This is a genomic window from Neobacillus drentensis, assembly GCF_036965645.1.
GTDB classification, from domain to species: Bacteria; Bacillota; Bacilli; order Bacillales; family Cytobacillaceae; genus Neobacillus; species Neobacillus drentensis_D.
In genome coordinates, this window is sequence record NZ_JBALPZ010000028.1 from 22,981 (window position 1) to 40,782 (window position 17,802).

The following is a 17,802-nucleotide window of genomic DNA, read 5'->3' on the forward strand; positions in this document are numbered from 1 at the left end:
TTATATGAGCAGTACAATTTTAAACGACATTTTAGATTACAATCAAAAATTTGTAGAAGACCATGAATACGAGAAGTATGAAACAACCAAATTCCCTAACAAAAAGATGGTCATTCTTACATGTATGGATACGCGGCTATTAGAGCTTTTGCCTAAAGCATTGAACTTGGGGAATGGGGATGCCAAGATTATTAAGGATGCCGGGGCATTATTGTCACATCCTTTTGGAAGTGTGATGCGCAGTATTTTAGTTGCTTTATATCAATTAAAAGCGCAGGAAGTCTTGGTTATTGCCCACCACGATTGCGGTATGCTCGGTATGAAGCCGGAACCCGTGATTGAAAGTATGAAAGCAAGAGGGATATCTGAGGAAACTCTTAAAACCCTTACATATTCTGGGATTGACATTGAACAGTGGCTCCATGGCTTTGATAGTGTGACCGAGAGTGTCGAGCACAGTGTGGATATGATTAAAAATCATCCATTAATGCCAAATGATGTCCCTGTTCACGGTTTAGTGATTGATCCTAAGACAGGCAAGCTCGATTTAATTGTAGACGGTTATAAGAACTAATCCTGCTTTTTTTCTGGAACAGGATCAACGCCTCCTGGATGAAAGGGATGGCATTTTGAAATTCGCTTAATAGTCAGCCAGCCGCCTTTTATGGCGCCAAACCGTTGAACCGCCTCTAGTCCATATTGAGAACATGTAGGATAAAATCGGCATGAAGGCGGTTTGATTGGGGAAATAACGACTTGATAAAAACGAATAAGCGAAATAAAGATTTTTTTTAGCATCTATTCCTTCTCCTTTTGAATACAGGATTCATACTTACAACATACCATAAATAGTAATAATCGTCTAAATTGCTAAATGTAACTAAGGTGATGTATTTAGTCGGATTTTATTGTATGATAAAGAGAGAATACACAAAGGAGTGAATAACATGCCTTCAGTTGAAAGTTTTGATCTAGATCATAATGCCGTTAAAGCCCCATTTGTAAGACATTGCGGCGTTCATAAAGTGGGCAGTGACGGTGTGGTTAATAAATATGATATCCGTTTTTGCCAGCCAAATAAACAGGCAATGAAACCAGATGCTATCCATACATTAGAGCACTTGCTTGCCTTTAATATCCGCAAGCATTCCGAAAAGTATGACCATTTTGATATCATTGATATTTCGCCAATGGGCTGCCAAACTGGCTATTACTTGGTTGTGAGCGGAGAACCTACTGTTGAGGAAATCATCGATCTTCTAGAAGATACGATGAAGGATGCGGTTGAAATTATTGAGGTTCCTGCTGCAAATGAAAGACAATGCGGCCAAGCTAAACTACATGATTTAGAAGGTGCTAAAAAGTTAATGCGCTTTTGGCTTCAACACAGTAAAGAAGACTTAAAACAGGTATTTGCATAAGGTTCAAAAATTCCTATTCAACTGCGAATAGGAATTTTTTTATGCCTTATGGTTATCTTCTTGTTTCTTGCTTTCTTCTTGATCAACATAAGGATTGTTTTCCAATGAATCAACCGTATGTTTATAAGTATATGCTTTAGAAGTAGTTGTAACTGCTAGTATTAAAACCACAATAACAATAATAATCCCAACAACCAAGACTGTATACATTTTTCATCCTCCTTTCCTTACCATTGTACCATGAATGAAAGAGCAGTTCTGAAGATTTCCAATAAAAAAGGAAGCGCTTCCGCTTCCGGGTTCAGGTGTTATGTAAATTTCAATGTATATTCCTAGGATAATAAGTATGTGTACGATGCTGGCCGTACTCTTCTTGAGCAAACTTTCCTTTTAAGCTTTCAATCAGATAAAGGCCCATTAAATCATATAGTTCTTGTTTATCCATTTCTTGTATTAAGGCTAGCAAATCTTCATGTGACATTTCTTCTAAAAAAGCGAATGTCAGCATATCAATATCCTCTTCATCACCAGTTAGCTTATTACGATACATCGCATATAATTCATCGACTATTTTCATTTTTCCACCTCCTGCAAAAACCTTTTAATTTTAAAAACATCCTACTTATGGAATACCCATAAACGAATAAATTCATCCCTGCCTTTCCTGGATAAAATTAACTGAAAAGTCTGTTTTCTTAGTTGTATGTTTATTATATAGGATACTACAATAAAAAATGAGTCGAAATGTGAAAAAGAATAAAAATTTCTCTATTGGTACATTACTAAACAGTAAAAGGGGTTGAAGTAATGAACGAACAGAAGAAAACCTACTATATTGATGTGGGAACCGGTCAAATAATGAGTAATGCTTCAAGTTCTACATGGAGCTATAAGATTGAAGCTACAGATGATGAAATAACCCAATTAAGAGAGTTATTTAATCAAAACTACTCCACAGAGTGGAAGAACTTTTTTAGAGCCCATGTCCCTTTTGTTCAATACCATTATGATAGGGAGAATGACAGCTACGATAGTACCATTCAACAGGTTTATGGTATGATATACCAATTAGGGGACCAAGAGGCGAAAACACATATTGAAAGCATGAACATCTTACCGAAGAATCATTAATCCTGTGAGGAGAATCCAAAAGTTTAAGGATTCTCCTTTTTTATATATAATTATATCATTAAAGAAAACTTGGGGCGGATTATGATGAAGGAGTTTCTCGATTTCAACGGAAATAAGATCGAACTTATCTTTGGTCAACATGCCTTTACTATGAAGGCTAAACATGTTTTGGTCATTTGTCAATTTAAAAATGGCTGGTTTTTAACCCATCATAAACTTCGAGGATTGGAATTTCCAGGTGGTAAAGTTGAAGTAGGTGAAACACTGGAAGAAGCAGCGAGAAGAGAAACATTTGAGGAGACAGGAGCCATTCTGAGTGACCTTCAATACATTGCAGAGTACAAAGTGAATGACACCAACGGGGCTTTTGTTAAGGCTGTTTTTTGGGGGAAAGTGGATCGAGTAGAGCATACCAAAACCTATTTTGAAACAAATGGGCCGGTTGCTGTCGAAGGCGACATTTTGCAGCTTCGCTTAACTGATAAGTATAGTTTTATTATGAAAGATCAAGTAATTGAAGAATGTGTTAACTATATCAAGAAGCTCCAACATGAAGAGAAATAGCAGAAGGTTTAAATCTCCTGCTATTCTTTAATTAATTTTTTTTCTAAAACATCTACTAGTTGATACATAATCGTGGCAAACACGGCGATCACCAATAGCGATAAGAAAACTAGCGTAAAATTAAATACTTGGAATCCGTAGATGATCAAGTATCCGAGTCCTTTTGTGGATACAAGGAATTCGCCAACAATCACCCCTACCCATGAAAGTCCAACATTTACTTTCAATGTGGATATAATCGCTGGGAAGCTGGCTGGCATGATGGCTTCCTTAAAACATTGAAGTCGTGTTGCTCCAAAGGTTTGAAGGACCTTTAGATAGTTGGAGTCCACTTCTTTGAAGGAAGTATATACGACAAGAGCCGTAATAATAACTGAAATAATGACGCCATTGGCGATAATGGAGGTATATCCAGGACTAAGTGCGACAATAATGACTGGTCCTAACGCGACCTTGGGCATTGCATTAAAAATGACTAGATAAGGGTCAAGTATTTTGGAAATCATTGGAGACCACCAGAGAAACGCAGCGATGATGACTCCGAGTATGGTGCTTACGATAAAGCCAATGATCGTTTCTAGTAAAGTGGCCCCTAAGTTTGTTAGCAATGAGCCGTCTTGAATTTTTTCTATAAATAAAGCCCAGATCTTTGTAGGGGAACTGAAAAGGAGCGGATCAATCCACTGCATCCTGCTAAACAATTCCCAACTCAAAAATAAGAGCAGGAAAATAATCAGTTGGTAAAAACGCACCCATCTTTTTTCGTATTTTATAGATTTCAGATATTTATTATGGAGGAGCTCAACACTATCTTTTTCTTGGCTCAAGAGACTCCAACTCCTTCCATATCGTTTGGAAAATACCTTGGTAAGCCTCATGATTTCTCGCATCAAAAGGGGAAAGCCTCTTTAGCTCCTCCGGCATTTCGAAAATTTTATGAATTTTTCCAGGCTTTGATGAAAATAAAAAGATGCGGTCGCTCATAGCAATGGCTTCACCGATATCATGGGTAACAAGGATAGCTGTCTTTCCAAACTCATCCAAAGTCTGTGAAACTAAATCCTCTAGCTTTAGCTTGGTTTGGTAATCGAGAGCAGAAAATGGCTCGTCAAGCATTAGAAGCTTTGGTTCTGTTGCGAGTGTTCGAACGAGGGCGGCCCTCTGTCTCATTCCGCCTGATAATTGCTTAGGCAGTTGTTTTTCTACACCATTTAGGCCGATCTGGCTTAATAAGTTTAGTGCAGCGGACTTTGTTTTTTCATTTAGCCGTTTCGATAACTTAAGGCCTAATAATATATTTTCTTCAATCGTTTTCCAAGGAAACAAATAATCCTGCTGCAGCATATAGCCGATTTCATTTTTAGCGGTTGAAACGGGCTTGTTTTCTAACAGAACTGTTCCTTGAGTTGGTTTTAGCAAGCTTGATATTATTGAGAGCAGCGTGGTCTTTCCACAGCCGCTTGGGCCGAGAAAGGAGACAAACTCCCCCTCCTCAACAGTTAGTGAAATATCGGAGAGGGCCGTGGTGACAGAGGCTTTAGTGAAATAAGTGTGATGAAGATCCTGAACCTTTAAGAAGCTCATGATACCGGCCTCCCTTTCCAAATTATTCTTTCATGACGTCCTTAGCCATTTTTGTATTAACAAGCGTCTTATAGTCTACTTCTTTCGGAAGTTCACCGGCTTCTTTCATGATGTTTTGGAGATTGTTCCATTCTTCTTCGTCCAATATAGGGTCTGTTGCAAACGAGCCTTGGCTCTTATAACGATCTACAACCGTTGTCATAATATCAATATCGGTATCTGGAAAATAGGTCATAACAGCTTTGGCCACTTCTTCGGAACTGTGTGTTTGCACCCACTGCTGTGCTTTATAAATAGCTCTCGTGAATTTTTCAACAGTATCACTATTTTCCTTTATATAGCTTTGTTTTGCCATAAAAGTGGTATAAGGTACATGGCCGGATTCCTTACCAAATGATGCAACAATGTAGCCCTTCCCTTGTTTTTCAAAGATACTTGCTGTCGGTTCAAAAAGCTGCACAAATTCGCCGGTTCCAGAAGCAAAGGCGTTGGCTATATTTGCATAATCAACATTTTGAATTAAATTTAGGTCATTATGTGGATCAATTCCATGTTTCTTTAGTACAAATTCACCAACCATTTGCGGCATTCCGCCTTTACGCTGTCCAAGGAAAGTTTTCCCTTTTAGCATATCCCATGAAAAGTTATCGATTTTTTCTCTTGCCACAAGGAATGTGCCATCAGTCTGGGTAAGCTGGGCAAAATTGATGACCGGATCATTGGACCCTTGCGCATAAACATAAATGGATGTTTCCGAACCAACCAATGCAATATCTGCACCGCCTGAGATTAACGTTGTCATCGTTTTATCGCCGCCAGGAGTCGTGGTTAGCGTCACATCTAATCCCTCATCCTTAAAAAATCCTTTTGCAAGGGCTACATATTGTGGTGCATAAAAGATTGACCGAGTCACTTCCGCAATTCGAACTTTCTCTAATTTTTTGGTAGTTGTGGTTGAATCGTTATTACATGCGGCCAATGAAACCATTAGCACGCTAATGAGAAGCAAGGAGAAACTCATTTTCTTCCATCTTTTCATTTATGGGACCCCCTTTAATACCCTTTTCATAAATCTGGGCTAATTGCCTAAGATATCGTATGTAGGGGGAGAAAATGTGTGAATGCCTAGGTACAGTTTATTTTTAAAATTAGTATAAAGGATGGACGATAGATGGACATAAATAATGGCACAATCATAGAAAGCATTCGATTTCCTTCTCCCAATCCAAACGTTAAATTAACCCTCATTACCTACCTTTCCAATGGATTAAAAGTAAAAGGTATGCTGGCAGTGCCGATTCATGAAGGAATTTCGGACGGATTTCTTTATTTAAGAGGCGGGATAAAAAATGTTGGAAAAGTGAGACCATCGAGAATTGCTCAGTTTGCCTCCGAGGGGTTTATTGTTTTTGCCCCTTTTTACCGTGGAAATCAAGGGGGAGAGGGGAATGAAGATTTTGCCGGAAAAGACAAGGAAGATGCATTTGCTGCCTACGAGGTATTGAGGTCACTTCCCGGAGTAAAGGATATTCATATCTTTGGCTTTTCACGCGGAGGGGTTATGGCGTTATGGACAGGTATCCGATTTCCGGAAGCCGCCTCAATCGTTACATGGGGAGGTCTTAGTGATATGGACCTTACCTATAGGGAACGAAAAGATTTGCGGAGAATGATGAAAAGGGTCATTGGAGGTACACCTGATAAGTATCCGGAACGATATAAAGAAAGAACCGCACTTTATGAACTTGATAAAATGGAAGCCCCAGTTCTCATCATTCATGGTGTACAGGATCAAAATGTGTCCATTGAGCACGCTCATCGACTTGAGAGAAGGCTGAGATCACTGGATAAATCAGTAGAATGCTGGTACTTTGAAGAGTTTACCCACTATTTTCCACCGGCAGTAAATAGAAAAGTCGTACATGATTTATCAAACTGGATGAAAAATCATGCTAAAAGATGATAAAATAAAGATAATATAAATGGAGGAGCGGATATGTATGGGTATGCCTCTTGAAATGAATACGATGATTGTGACAAAGGGCAGGGAGCAAAGGATAGAGGAAAATCTTTTTGAGTTAGAGAAAGAAGGATATAGACTTTATCCAATAGAAATTCCGATTGATGTCAAAAAAACAATCGATTGCGATTCAAGTGGAACGGCGATCATTAAAAAAGTGGAATGGCAAAAAAACACCACAACCGTAACCTATCAATTAGTATCCTTAAATACTACGAACTAAACTTGGAGATAAACTCTTTTTTTAAAATAGTGCAGGAAAGAAAAGAAAAGCCCATATCGCAAATGATATGGGCTTTCTTATGAGAACATATAAATGTTTTTGACTTCGAGAATTGTCCAGCTCCAGGCGCCATCGGCTCGGGGTCAAAAGCCGAGAGGCGTGCACCGCTGCGCTTTTCTTATTTAAGTGGTCCGCCTTGTTTTTCAATTTCAGGTTGAACATTGGTGAACTTCTTGAAGTTTTCACGGAATTTCGCGGCTAGTTCCTTTGCTTTTTTCTCATAGGTGTGTTGGTCCGCCCATGTTTGATTCGGTTGAAGTACTTCATCAGGTACTCCAGCCACATGAACCGGAATATTTAGGCCAAATATTTGCTCTTTTACAGTCTCTACATGGTTTAGTTCTCCCTCTAAGGCTGCTTGAACCATTGCTCTGGTATAGGATAACTTCATTCTGTTTCCAATCCCATATTCTCCGCCCGTCCAGCCTGTATTCACTAAAAAGACATTCACGTTATGCTCTAGAATTTTTTCTCCGAGCATTTCCGCATAGCGTGTGGCTGGAAGTGGAAGGAACGGTGCCCCAAAGCATGTTGAGAAAGTCGCTTCCGGGGATGTAACCCCACGTTCAGTCCCGGCAAGCTTAGAAGTATACCCGCTTAAAAAGTGATACATGGCCTGTTCCTTTGTTAATTTTGCAATGGGAGGTAAAACTCCAAAGGCATCTGCTGTTAAAAAGACAATGGTATTAGGGTGACCCGCAATACTCGGCTGGATGATATTTTCAATTGAATCCATCGGATAGGCAGCCCGCGTATTTTCCGTCTGGGTGCCGTCATCATAATCAGGAAGCCTTGACTCCAAATTCAGGACTACGTTTTCTAAAACGGTCCCAAATCGAATTGCATCAAAAATTTGCGGCTCTTTTTCACGGGAAAGATTAATACACTTGGCATAGCAGCCGCCTTCGATATTAAAAACCCCATTAGATGACCAGCCGTGTTCATCATCGCCAATTAAGCGCCGATTTGGATCTGCTGAAAGCGTGGTCTTTCCTGTTCCGGACAATCCAAAGAATAAAGCCACATCTCCCTCAACGCCAACGTTGGCAGAACAATGCATGGAGAAAATATTATTTTCCGGCAGCAAATAATTCATCACTGAAAAGATGGACTTTTTCATTTCCCCAGCGTATTCCGTGCCGCCAATTAAGACAATTTTTTGTTCAAAAGAGATGACAATAAAGGTTTCAGAATTTGTTCCATCAATCAGTGGGTCCGCTTTAAAATTGGGGGCGGAAATGACTGTAAAACCAGCTTCATGTGTCAGCAATTCCTCTTCTGTTGGTCGAATAAATAACTGATGGGCAAATAGATTATGCCAGGCATATTCATTGATTACTTGAATAGGAAGCCGGGACTTTTTATCGGCTCCGGCAAACCCTTTGAACACATATATCTCGTTTTGCTGTCTTAAGTAATCAAGTACTTTATGATAAAGGTTCGTAAAAGCTTCTTTAGAAATGGACTGATTAGTCGGTCCCCACGCAACTTTTTCTTTGGTAGACTCTTCCATAACAATAAATTTATCCTGTGGTGAACGTCCAGTATATTTACCAGTAGATACACTGACAGCGCCGGTGGAGGTTAACTTTCCCTCGTTTCTTCTTAAAACTTTTTCTACTAATTGAGGGACGGATAGTTGAACCTGTGTATGACTTCCTTGCAATAATTGCTTTAATTCAGTTGGAATGTGAACAGAATTCATTGACTGAAAACCTTCCTTTACTTTGGTTATTTGTTAAATAGTATAACACATTGATTTTAATAGTCTATACTAATAATTGAAATTATGTGAATATTTAATGATTTATTCGTGTAATAAGACAAAAGTCTTGGGATAATGAATGATAAATATGAGTAGGCATTAAATGATCTAAAGTAACAATTTACTCTTTTATAAGGAAAAATTTGATATAAATTCATTGACATTGTCTGAAATAGTAGGTTATGATTTACCCTTGAACGGATACTCTCTTATCCCGAGCTGGTGGAGGGACAGGCCCTATGAAACCCAGCAACCTGCAAACGAAAAAAACGGATCCTGATGAATCCGCCTATTTCGGGCAAAGGTGCTAAACCTGAAGCAAGGCTTGACCTTGAACGATAAGAGTGAAAGGCACGCAGAAATTTTGCTAACAACCTTTCCTCATTTGATGGGAAGGTTTTTTGTTGTTTTACGTGCTATTGCTACATAATGTACTTTTTCTTCCATCGTATAAACTGCCAGGGAATGATAATGAAATGAGAAAAATAGTCTGGTCCAAGCACCAAGGCACTTTTGCATTTCTATAATAATAATCCCATGTTTATTTCATACTACTAAGGGAATGAGTTCCGTATCAATTCGAGGTTAAATGGCAGGTATACATAAAACCCATACAGCTAACCTCACTTTATTCCATAATAAGGAGGAATTCAGATGTCAACAAAACGTCGTTTGTTTACTTCTGAATCAGTAACCGAAGGTCATCCTGACAAGATATGTGACCAAATTTCTGATTCCATTTTAGATGCCATTTTAGCGAAAGATGCTAATGCTCGTGTTGCCGCTGAAACTTCAGTAACAACCGGATTAGTTCTAGTAGCAGGAGAAATCACTACATCTACTTATGTAGATATTCCTAAGATCGTTCGTGAAACAATCAAAGGAATCGGTTATAATCGTGCCAAATATGGTTTTGACTCCGAAACTTGTGCGGTCTTAACTTCTATTGATGAACAATCTCCTGATATTGCGATGGGTGTTAACCAAGCCCTTGAAGCTCGTGAAGGTCAAATGTCAGAGGAGCAAATTGAAGCAATCGGTGCAGGGGACCAAGGGTTAATGTTTGGTTTTGCTTGTAATGAAACAAAAGAACTTATGCCGCTTCCAATCTCACTTGCGCATAAACTAGCCCGGCGTTTAACAGAAGTACGGAAAGAGGATTTACTACCTTATCTTCGTCCGGATGGTAAAACGCAAGTAACAGTTGAATATGATGAGAACGATAAACCTGTACGAATTGATACGATTGTCATTTCAACACAGCATCACCCAGAAATTTCATTGGAGCAAATTCAGCGTAACGTGAAGGAATATGTTATTAATCCTGTAGTACCAAAAGAACTAATTGATGAAAATACGAAATATTTTATTAATCCAACGGGCCGTTTCGTTATCGGCGGACCACAAGGAGATGCAGGTTTAACAGGCCGTAAAATTATCGTGGATACCTATGGCGGTTATGCTCGTCATGGCGGCGGTGCATTTTCCGGTAAAGATCCTACAAAGGTTGACCGCTCAGCTGCCTATGCTGCTCGTTATGTAGCCAAAAATATCGTTGCTGCAGGACTTGCAGACAAGTGCGAAGTACAGCTTGCCTATGCGATTGGTGTCGCAAGACCGGTTTCCATTTCAATTGATACATTTGGAACAGGTAAAGTGAACGAAGAGCAATTAGTTACTTTAGTAGAACAGAACTTTGATCTTCGTCCAGCTGGTATCATTAAAATGCTTGATCTTCGCCGCCCAATCTACAAGAAAACAGCTGCTTACGGCCACTTTGGACGTACAGATATTGATCTTCCTTGGGAGCGCACTGACAAAGCAGAAGTGTTAAGCCAGCAAGCAAATCTATAATTCAGAAGGGAGTTGCATCTAGAAATGTAACTCCCTTTTTCTAATCTCCGTCAAATAAGAGTTGTTGTACCTATGTTTAGGTAGGTAAAAAGAAGTGAAAAATGAGAGATAACTTGGCGATAAAGAGTAATCATGATAAACTTTGGTAATTGCGGATTTTTCCGCAGTTAATGGATGCTATTGACGGCCTAGAAGAGAAAAAAGAGTCCCGTGGCTGTAGTAAATTTTCCTAATGTTCACAGTGCCATTTTTTTTATAATAGTGGTAGTATAAGAGAGATGTTTTTTAGAAGACGTTTAAAATGAATTGGAGTAGGTGAGGTACATAATGTGTGGTTTTATCGGTTGTGTACACGACAAAACACAAAACTATAATGATGAACAAAAACAACTATTTAAAAATATGAACGATCTAATTACCCATCGCGGGCCGGATGATGATGGTTTTTATTACGATGACCATGTTCAATTTGGCTTCCGTCGTTTGAGTATTATCGATATCGAGAGCGGTCACCAGCCGCTTACGTATGAAAATGAGCGTTATTGGATTATTTTTAATGGTGAAATCTATAACTATGTAGAACTTCGTGAAGAGTTATTGAATGAGGGGCTGTCATTTGCGACAAGTTCTGATACAGAAGTTATTATTGCTCTTTATAGCCACCTAAAAGAAAAAGCGGTTGAAAAGCTGCGCGGAATGTTTGCCTTCGTTATCTGGGATAAGCAGGAACAAACCCTTTACGGGGCACGTGATCCGTTTGGAATTAAACCTTTCTTTTATCTAGAAGATGGCGAAAGAACCTTCTTTGCTTCTGAGAAAAAGAGTATTTTATTGGCATTAGAAAACGATGTCCTTAATTATGATGCCTTACAGCATTACTTGACCTATCAATTTGTTCCTGAACCAGATACGCTTTCAGAGGGGATTAAAAAGTTAGAGCCTGGTCATTATTTTACCAAAAAAATCGGCGCCCCAATGGAAATGAAAAAATATTGGAAGGCCCATTTTAAGCCTGTTCAGAAAACAGAAGCTGATTTTATAAAAGAAATCCGCGATGTATTATTTGATTCCGTCGAAAAGCATATGCGCAGTGACGTTCCGGTAGGTTCTTTTTTATCAGGTGGGATTGATTCTTCTATTATTGCTTCGATTGCAAAAGAATTTCATCCTGCTATTAAAACGTTCTCTGTTGGTTTTGACCATAACGGGTTCAGTGAAATTGATGTAGCGAAGGAAACAGCTGAAAAGCTTGGTGTAGAAAATATCAGTTACGTCATTTCACCTGAAGAATACATGAATGAAATTCCTAAAATTATGTGGCATATGGATGATCCATTGGCTGACCCGGCCTGTGTTCCTCTTTATTTTGTAGCAAGAGAAGCACGTAAACATGTAACAGTAGTTCTTTCAGGTGAAGGAGCCGATGAATTATTCGGCGGTTATAATATCTACCGTGAGCCGCAGTCATTAGAGGTATTTAATAAAATACCGAGGGTTGGTAAGGTTTTATTAAAAGGAATTGCCGGAATGATGCCTGAAGGAATGAAAGGTAAAAGCTTTATTGAACGTGGCGTTACTCCAATGGAAGAGCGGTATATCGGCAATGCCAAGATGTTCACTGAGGTTGAAAAGCGGGATTTATTAAATGTATACCGTGAAGGGTTAAACTATATGGATGTAACCAAGCCGCTTTACCAGGAGTCAAGAGGTTATGACCCAGTTGACCGGATGCAGTATATTGATATCCATACTTGGATGCGGGGAGATATTTTACTGAAAGCGGATAGGGTAACAATGGCACATTCACTTGAACTAAGGGTGCCATTCTTAGATAAAGAAGTGTTTGAAGTAGCCTCGAAAATTCCGACCAGCTTAAAAACAGCTAATGGTACAACGAAATATATTTTACGTAAAGCAGCTGAAGGCGTAGTCCCTGAGCATGTACTAAACCGTAAAAAGTTAGGATTCCCTGTACCGATTCGTCATTGGTTGAAAAATGAAATGAACGAATGGGCGAAAAAAATTATCCGAGAAAGCAACACGGATCATCTAATCAACAAATCATATGTCTTAGACTTACTTGAAGATCACTGTCAAGGAAAAGCTGATAACAGCCGGAAAATCTGGACAGTTCTTATGTTTATGGTTTGGCATCAGGTGTATGTGGAGAATGTATATTCTTTTCAACGTGATTATGCCCTGCAAAAAGAGTTACAATCATTAAAGCATTAATAAAAAAGCACCCAAATTTTTGGGTGCTTTTGTCAATCTTTTAAGATTGCAATGACTTATAATATTGCCCTTTCTCGGCATATTCTGTATAAATACGTTCCATTTCTTTCTTGTCTTCTGGGGTTAATTCTCTAATAACTTTTGCTGGTCTGCCAAATGCTAAGGTATTAGGGGGGATTTTTTTTCCTTGAGGCACAAGGCTTCCGGCCCCAATAAAGGCACCTTCACCGATCTCTGCTTGATCGAGAATAATTGATCCCATCCCAACTAAAGCTCTTTTTCTCACGATGCAGCTATGAAGAATAACCTGATGTCCTATCGTAACCTCATCTTCTAAAATTAGCGGGTTATTAGGGCTTTGGTGTAAGATAGAATTATCTTGAATATTAACCTTATTACCAATTCTTGTGGGGGCAACATCGCCTCGAATGACGGAATTAAACCAGACACTTGACTGTTCGCCAATTTCTACATCACCAGTTATTGTGACATAATCAGCAATAAATGCAGTGTCGGCAATTAACGGGTATTTGTCTTTAAAGGGGTATATCAAATGGAATCACTCCTTTGTACATGATAAGTATATTTTAGCGAATAGTATAAGTGGTTTTCAAAAAATAAATCTGATATAACAAATCACAGAGGTATAAACAGAAAGCATATTTTTTTCTAGGGGGACGACATATGTGGAAATGGGAAGCTGAAGGGGAGGCAAAAGCGGTAATTGTAATGGTGCATGGTGCCATGGAACATCATGGCCGTTACGGATGGCTCGTTGAAATGTGGCGTTTAGCCGGTTTTCATGTCATCATGGGCGACCTTCCGGGGCAAGGGATGACGACAAGGTCCCGCCGCGGCCATATCGATTCCTTTGATGAGTACATTATGGAGGTAAAGGACTGGGTGCAGGCCGCTTATCAGTATAACCTCCCCGTGTTTCTATTAGGCCACAGCATGGGTGGATTGATTTCCATTCGATTATTGCAAGAAGAACAGCTGAATGTTGCCGGGGTAATTCTTTCTTCGCCATGTCTTGGACTGGTTCAAGCTCCATCTAAATTTTTGAACGCTTTATCACATATATTAAATCTGGTGTATCCATCCCTTCGAATGAATTCAGGCCTATCGGTTCAAATGGCCACAAGAAACGAAGATGTCCGTGAAGCGGATGCTAATGATACACTTTACGTGACAAAGATCTCGATTCGCTGGTATCGTGAACTTGTAGGTGCTATAAAAGAAGCATTCGAAAATCTGGAAGATACACAAGATCTTCCAATGCTCGTCATGCAGGGCGGAGACGATAAAATTGTCAATAAAGCTACGGTGAAAGAATGGTTTAATCATGTTCCGTTATCAGAGAAAAGGTTTAAGGAGTGGCCTAAGTGCTACCATGAAATATTTAATGAACCTGAACGGGAAGAAGTATTTGAATACGCCAAGGATTTTGTTTATAGTCAATTAAAAGCTATTGGGTATATTGTATAAGAAAGGTTGATGTTTCCATGATGCCAATTACCCTTATGTCTAGGGTTTATCGTAAAATCATTCCTGCCGTCCATCAAGAATTGGCTTATTGGAGAAATCGCGCTGAAAAAATTCCTAATCAGGAACTAAGAAATCAGGCTCTTGCCAGTATCGAACATAAAACCTTCCATTGTGAAGGAGGAGCCATTCTTGCTCTCACAGCCAAAGAAGATTATCAAAAAGCAATAAAATTTATCGTTGCTTATCAAACCATTAGTGATTACTTGGATAATCTTTGTGATCGAAGTACCTCACTTGATCCAGCTGATTTTGCAGCCCTCCATGAGTCTATGTCTGATGCCCTTATGCTTCAGGCAGAAGAGAAAAATTATTATCGCCTCCGTGATGACCAGGATGACAATGGATATTTACATGATTTATCCGAGACTTGCCGCTCCGTTTTAAGGGAGTTAGACCACTATGATTTTATCAAAGATTATCTTCAAGAGCTTTGCCGGTATTATTGTGATTTACAGATACATAAGCATGTGGAAAAGGAGGAGCGTGTACCGCGCTTGAAAAACTGGTTTAACCGTTATCAAGAAAAGCTGCCTGAAATGGAATGGTATGAATTCTCCGCTTGTTCCGGTTCAACATTGGGGATATTTTGTTTAGTCTCGTATGCGATGCGGGAAGATTTTCAATTAGAGGATGCAAGAAATATTCGCAAGGGTTACTTTCCTTATATTCAGGGGTTACATATTCTTTTGGATTATTTTATTGATCAGGAAGAAGACATTATTGGCGGTGACTTGAATTTCTGCACTTATTATAATAGTGAAGAGACTCTTTTTAAACGATTAAAACATTTCGTTATCGAAGCCGACCGCCACACAGAATTCCTGCCCCATAAGAAGTTCCATCAACTGATTAATCGCGGTTTGTTAGGAATTTATTTATCAGATGCCAAAGTCCGTAAACAGAAAAACGTCCGTAAACTAGCTAGAGGAATCATAAAGTCGGGCGGCTGGATTAGTTATTTCTTTTATTTTAATGGACTTGCTTATCGGTCTCTTCAAAAATCAATACCTGCTATTGTAACAAGATCCTTGAATAAATAAAACCAGGCACGAATGAAAGCCTGGTTTATCTTTTTTCTATTGCGATAATAAATGGCGGTTTATTTTGTTGATTAATAAATTGATACTGTAGAACATGGGCTGTTTTTTGATCAAGCTTCTGACAATACTGAATTAAATCATCACGTTCAACTGCGCCTTGTTCATGCCCATGATAAATAACAAGGACGATGATTCCTTCTGGTGACATGATTTCCAATAATTGTTCAATGGCAACGATGGTTGTCTCGGAGTGGGTGACAATATTTTTGTCACCGCCAGGTAAATAGCCTAGATTAAATATCGCGCCTGTTATTTTTCCATGCTCTTCTATGGGGATTTTTACTGAAACCTGTTCATGTCCTGCATGAAAAATAGTGACCCTGTCGGTTAAATGATGGTCAGTAAGTCGTTTTTGGGTAGCGTTAATTGCTTCTTGCTGAACATCGAACCCATAAACTCTTCCATGTTCTCCAACCAGCTTTGCTAAAAATACGGTATCATGTCCGTTCCCTAAAGTAGCATCAACCACTATTTCTCCCGGTTTGATGGCTTTTGTAAGTAAAGTTTTAGCAAAAGGAAGAATGCGATCCATTTTCATGATTCATTCCCCGCATTCTTTTGATATAACTTACCCTGAAAACTGTTCCTTCGTTTTAATTCAGCATCAATGGAATTAAGTACTTCCCATTTATTAACACTCCACATTGGGCCTACCATTAAATCAATCGGACCATCGCCTGTTATCCGATGAACAATCATTTCCGGCGGTAAAATCTCCAACTGGTCGCATACTAAATTTACATAGTCCTTTTGGGATAGAAATTCAAGCATTCCTTTTTCATATTGTTTCACCATTGGAGTGCCTTTTAACAAATGCAGCAAATGAATCTTAATCCCTTGAACATCTAATTTGGCCACTTCACGGGCTGTTTCCATCATCATGTCATAGGATTCAAGCGGCAGCCCATTGATAATATGGGAGCAAATCCGAATCCCATGTTTTCGTAACTTGTTGACACCTTCGATATAGCATTGAAAATCATGGGCACGGTTAATGAGCTGCGCTGTTCGCTCATGGACCGTCTGCAGTCCAAGCTCTACCCATAAGTACGTTCGTTGGTTCAATTCAGCCAAGTATTCAACAACCTCTTCTGGCAGACAATCAGGACGGGTAGCGATGGATAAACCAACTACACCATCTTGTTTCAGGACAGTTTCGTATTTCTCACGAAGTACCTCAAGGGGAGCATGTGTATTCGTAAATGCTTGAAAATAGGCCATATATTTGCCGTCTTTCCATTTAGTATGCATTTTTTGTTTGATTTCATTAAATTGTATTTCCAATGTTTCGACCCTGTTACCGGCAAAATCCCCGGAACCGGCAGCACTGCAAAACGTACAGCCGCCATGTGCGACGGTACCATCACGGTTTGGGCAGTCAAATCCTCCGTCTAAGGCTACTTTAAACACCTTATGACCAAAATGGTTCCTTAGGTGGTAATTCCAAGTGTGGTATCGTTTGTCGTCTGTTGCATATTGAAAAGGTTTCGTCTGAAGCACTCAGAAAACCTCCTTTTGTATGATAAAGATTGCATAACTTCAATTTTAACATGAAGTAAACCTTTATCCAATTGCAATTGTAACAAGCAATGTTGGTAATAATTATCCATTGTCCCTGAGTTATAGGAAAAAGAAAGGAGAACAAAATAAGAAATGAAGCGTGCGCTTCATAACATGAGGGGGGTTCTTAGATGGCTACTCGCGACTCAATGGATAATATAATGCAGCAAGTTGAGGACACAATCCGCTTTGCTGAAGAGCAATATAAGCAAAGCAGCCTTCAAGAGCAGTATAATGACGATGGTTACACGAATGCGCTGCAACAGCTTGAGCAAACCTATAATGATATATGTAAGTTGGCCCATAGTGCGAACTCTCAGCAGCGGGAACAGCTCCATCGAATGAGACTTCAGATCCAGCAGATTCAAAATTCCATGATTATTGAAACACATTAAGGAGGAGAATTTCTTGAAGAAACGTTCGAAGAAGAATAATCCCGAACAAAAGACTCGTAATGGAATCAATAATCAAGATCTTGAACTTGGTCAGGACCGTGATTTAATTAAAGAGGCAAAGCAGAAATATGAAAAGACTGGCGGACAGCCTGTTAAATCGAAAATGCACCAAGAACAAGACCAATCTTCATAAGATAGAAAAGGATCTCTCACTTTGTGAGAGGTCTTTTTGGTATTTATCTGTCGAAGCAATCGATTTTGTCTCAGCCTTCAGATGCTATGTAAGTCTCATAACCGTCGAAGTCCGGGAATCGAACCGGCTATGGGGGATAAGAACCATTCATA

The 17,802-nt window shown here is 39.3% G+C and carries 22 protein-coding genes and 1 riboswitch; of the genes, 12 read left to right on the plus strand and 10 right to left on the minus strand.

Annotated features, from left to right (window positions below; translation table 11 throughout):
* The first annotated feature begins 4 nt into the window (after positions 1-4).
* Entirely contained in the window at positions 5-574 is a 570-nt protein-coding gene (locus V7266_RS05010) for a beta-class carbonic anhydrase (protein ID WP_335466309.1), read from the plus strand.
* Here V7266_RS05010 and yidD read toward each other — a convergent pair.
* Entirely contained in the window at positions 571-798 is a 228-nt protein-coding gene (yidD, locus tag V7266_RS05015) for a membrane protein insertion efficiency factor YidD (protein ID WP_335466310.1), read from the minus strand. The genes V7266_RS05010 and yidD overlap by 4 nt on opposite strands.
* A 149-nt stretch (positions 799-947) precedes the next feature.
* On the opposite strand from yidD, the gene V7266_RS05020 reads away from it, so the two are divergent.
* The gene (locus tag V7266_RS05020) at positions 948-1,421 is read left to right on the plus strand and encodes an S-ribosylhomocysteine lyase (protein ID WP_335466312.1); all 474 of its coding nucleotides are present in this window, start codon (positions 948-950) and stop codon (positions 1,419-1,421) included.
* Between the two features lie 39 nt (positions 1,422-1,460).
* Here the strand turns inward: V7266_RS05020 and ytzI are convergent, their stop codons facing one another.
* Positions 1,461-1,631, minus strand: coding sequence for a YtzI protein (gene ytzI, locus V7266_RS05025; RefSeq protein ID WP_335466313.1), 171 nt, complete (start codon positions 1,629-1,631; stop codon positions 1,461-1,463).
* Between the two features lie 109 nt (positions 1,632-1,740).
* Entirely contained in the window at positions 1,741-1,998 is a 258-nt protein-coding gene (locus tag V7266_RS05030; RefSeq protein WP_335466315.1) for a DUF6154 family protein, read from the minus strand.
* Between the two features lie 230 nt (positions 1,999-2,228).
* On the opposite strand from V7266_RS05030, the gene V7266_RS05035 reads away from it, so the two are divergent.
* Together V7266_RS05035 and ytkD are read left to right on the plus strand one after the other, a co-directional pair.
* Entirely contained in the window at positions 2,229-2,552 is a 324-nt protein-coding gene (locus tag V7266_RS05035; protein ID WP_335466316.1) for a hydrolase, read from the plus strand.
* 81 nt (positions 2,553-2,633) lie between these two features.
* Entirely contained in the window at positions 2,634-3,116 is a 483-nt protein-coding gene (ytkD, locus tag V7266_RS05040) for an RNA deprotection pyrophosphohydrolase (protein ID WP_335466317.1), read from the plus strand.
* Positions 3,117-3,136: 20 nt separating this feature from the next.
* On the opposite strand, the gene V7266_RS05045 is transcribed toward ytkD, so the two are convergent.
* The 3 genes from V7266_RS05045 to V7266_RS05055 are packed head-to-tail and all read right to left on the minus strand — an operon-like array spanning position 3,137 to position 5,739.
* Entirely contained in the window at positions 3,137-3,943 is an 807-nt protein-coding gene (locus V7266_RS05045; protein ID WP_335466319.1) for an ABC transporter permease, read from the minus strand.
* Positions 3,924-4,700, minus strand: coding sequence for an ABC transporter ATP-binding protein (locus V7266_RS05050; RefSeq protein ID WP_335466321.1), 777 nt, complete (start codon positions 4,698-4,700; stop codon positions 3,924-3,926). Before V7266_RS05050 ends, V7266_RS05045 begins: the two co-directional genes overlap by 20 nt.
* 22 nt (positions 4,701-4,722) lie before the next feature.
* Positions 4,723-5,739: an ABC transporter substrate-binding protein gene (locus tag V7266_RS05055; RefSeq protein WP_335466322.1), complete on the minus strand. Its 1,017-nt coding sequence runs from the start codon at positions 5,737-5,739 to the stop codon at positions 4,723-4,725.
* Positions 5,740-5,871: 132 nt separating this feature from the next.
* Between V7266_RS05055 and V7266_RS05060 the strand changes: the two genes are divergently transcribed.
* Both V7266_RS05060 and V7266_RS05065 read left to right on the plus strand, forming a co-directional pair.
* Entirely contained in the window at positions 5,872-6,663 is a 792-nt protein-coding gene (locus tag V7266_RS05060) for an alpha/beta hydrolase family protein (protein ID WP_335466323.1), read from the plus strand.
* Positions 6,664-6,700: 37 nt separating this feature from the next.
* Positions 6,701-6,943 (plus strand): DUF2584 domain-containing protein, encoded by a 243-nt coding sequence (locus V7266_RS05065; protein WP_335466324.1) that lies wholly within the window; start codon positions 6,701-6,703, stop codon positions 6,941-6,943.
* Positions 6,944-7,121: 178 nt separating this feature from the next.
* On the opposite strand, the gene pckA is transcribed toward V7266_RS05065, so the two are convergent.
* Positions 7,122-8,708, minus strand: coding sequence for a phosphoenolpyruvate carboxykinase (ATP) (gene pckA, locus V7266_RS05070; RefSeq protein ID WP_335466326.1), 1,587 nt, complete (start codon positions 8,706-8,708; stop codon positions 7,122-7,124).
* Positions 8,709-8,974: 266 nt separating this feature from the next.
* Positions 8,975-9,113: riboswitch (SAM riboswitch) on the plus strand.
* A 309-nt stretch (positions 9,114-9,422) separates the two neighbouring features.
* Between pckA and metK the strand changes: the two genes are divergently transcribed.
* Together metK and asnB are read left to right on the plus strand one after the other, a co-directional pair.
* The gene (gene metK / locus V7266_RS05075; protein ID WP_335466328.1) at positions 9,423-10,622 is read left to right on the plus strand and encodes a methionine adenosyltransferase; all 1,200 of its coding nucleotides are present in this window, start codon (positions 9,423-9,425) and stop codon (positions 10,620-10,622) included.
* 327 nt (positions 10,623-10,949) lie between these two features.
* A complete protein-coding gene (gene asnB / locus V7266_RS05080) occupies positions 10,950-12,854 on the plus strand; it encodes an asparagine synthase (glutamine-hydrolyzing) (protein WP_335466329.1) in 1,905 nt (634 codons plus the stop codon).
* A gap of 40 nt (positions 12,855-12,894) precedes the next feature.
* Here the strand turns inward: asnB and V7266_RS05085 are convergent, their stop codons facing one another.
* Complete coding sequence (locus tag V7266_RS05085) at positions 12,895-13,407, minus strand: gamma carbonic anhydrase (protein ID WP_335466331.1); 513 nt, start codon at positions 13,405-13,407, stop codon at positions 12,895-12,897.
* 131 nt (positions 13,408-13,538) lie between these two features.
* Here V7266_RS05085 and V7266_RS05090 point away from each other — a divergent pair, with 131 nt between their 5' ends.
* Positions 13,539-14,342: an alpha/beta hydrolase gene (locus V7266_RS05090; protein WP_335466333.1), complete on the plus strand. Its 804-nt coding sequence runs from the start codon at positions 13,539-13,541 to the stop codon at positions 14,340-14,342.
* Between the two features lie 17 nt (positions 14,343-14,359).
* A complete protein-coding gene (locus V7266_RS05095; RefSeq protein ID WP_335466335.1) occupies positions 14,360-15,442 on the plus strand; it encodes a tetraprenyl-beta-curcumene synthase family protein in 1,083 nt (360 codons plus the stop codon).
* Between the two features lie 25 nt (positions 15,443-15,467).
* On the opposite strand, the gene V7266_RS05100 is transcribed toward V7266_RS05095, so the two are convergent.
* The gene (locus V7266_RS05100) at positions 15,468-16,040 is read right to left on the minus strand and encodes a tRNA (mnm(5)s(2)U34)-methyltransferase (RefSeq protein ID WP_335466336.1); all 573 of its coding nucleotides are present in this window, start codon (positions 16,038-16,040) and stop codon (positions 15,468-15,470) included.
* On the minus strand, positions 16,037-17,002 hold the full coding sequence (locus V7266_RS05105; RefSeq protein ID WP_335466337.1) for a TIGR01212 family radical SAM protein: 966 nt from the start codon (positions 17,000-17,002) through the stop codon (positions 16,037-16,039). The genes V7266_RS05100 and V7266_RS05105 overlap by 4 nt, the downstream gene beginning before the upstream one ends.
* 191 nt (positions 17,003-17,193) lie before the next feature.
* Between V7266_RS05105 and V7266_RS05110 the strand changes: the two genes are divergently transcribed.
* Complete coding sequence (locus V7266_RS05110; RefSeq protein WP_335466339.1) at positions 17,194-17,457, plus strand: YtzC family protein; 264 nt, start codon at positions 17,194-17,196, stop codon at positions 17,455-17,457.
* Positions 17,458-17,470: 13 nt separating this feature from the next.
* Positions 17,471-17,650 carry a glycogen biosynthesis protein GlgD gene (locus tag V7266_RS05115; protein ID WP_335466341.1) on the plus strand — a complete coding sequence of 60 codons (180 nt, stop codon included), beginning with the start codon at positions 17,471-17,473 and terminating at the stop codon, positions 17,648-17,650.
* Positions 17,651-17,802 lie beyond the last annotated feature (152 nt).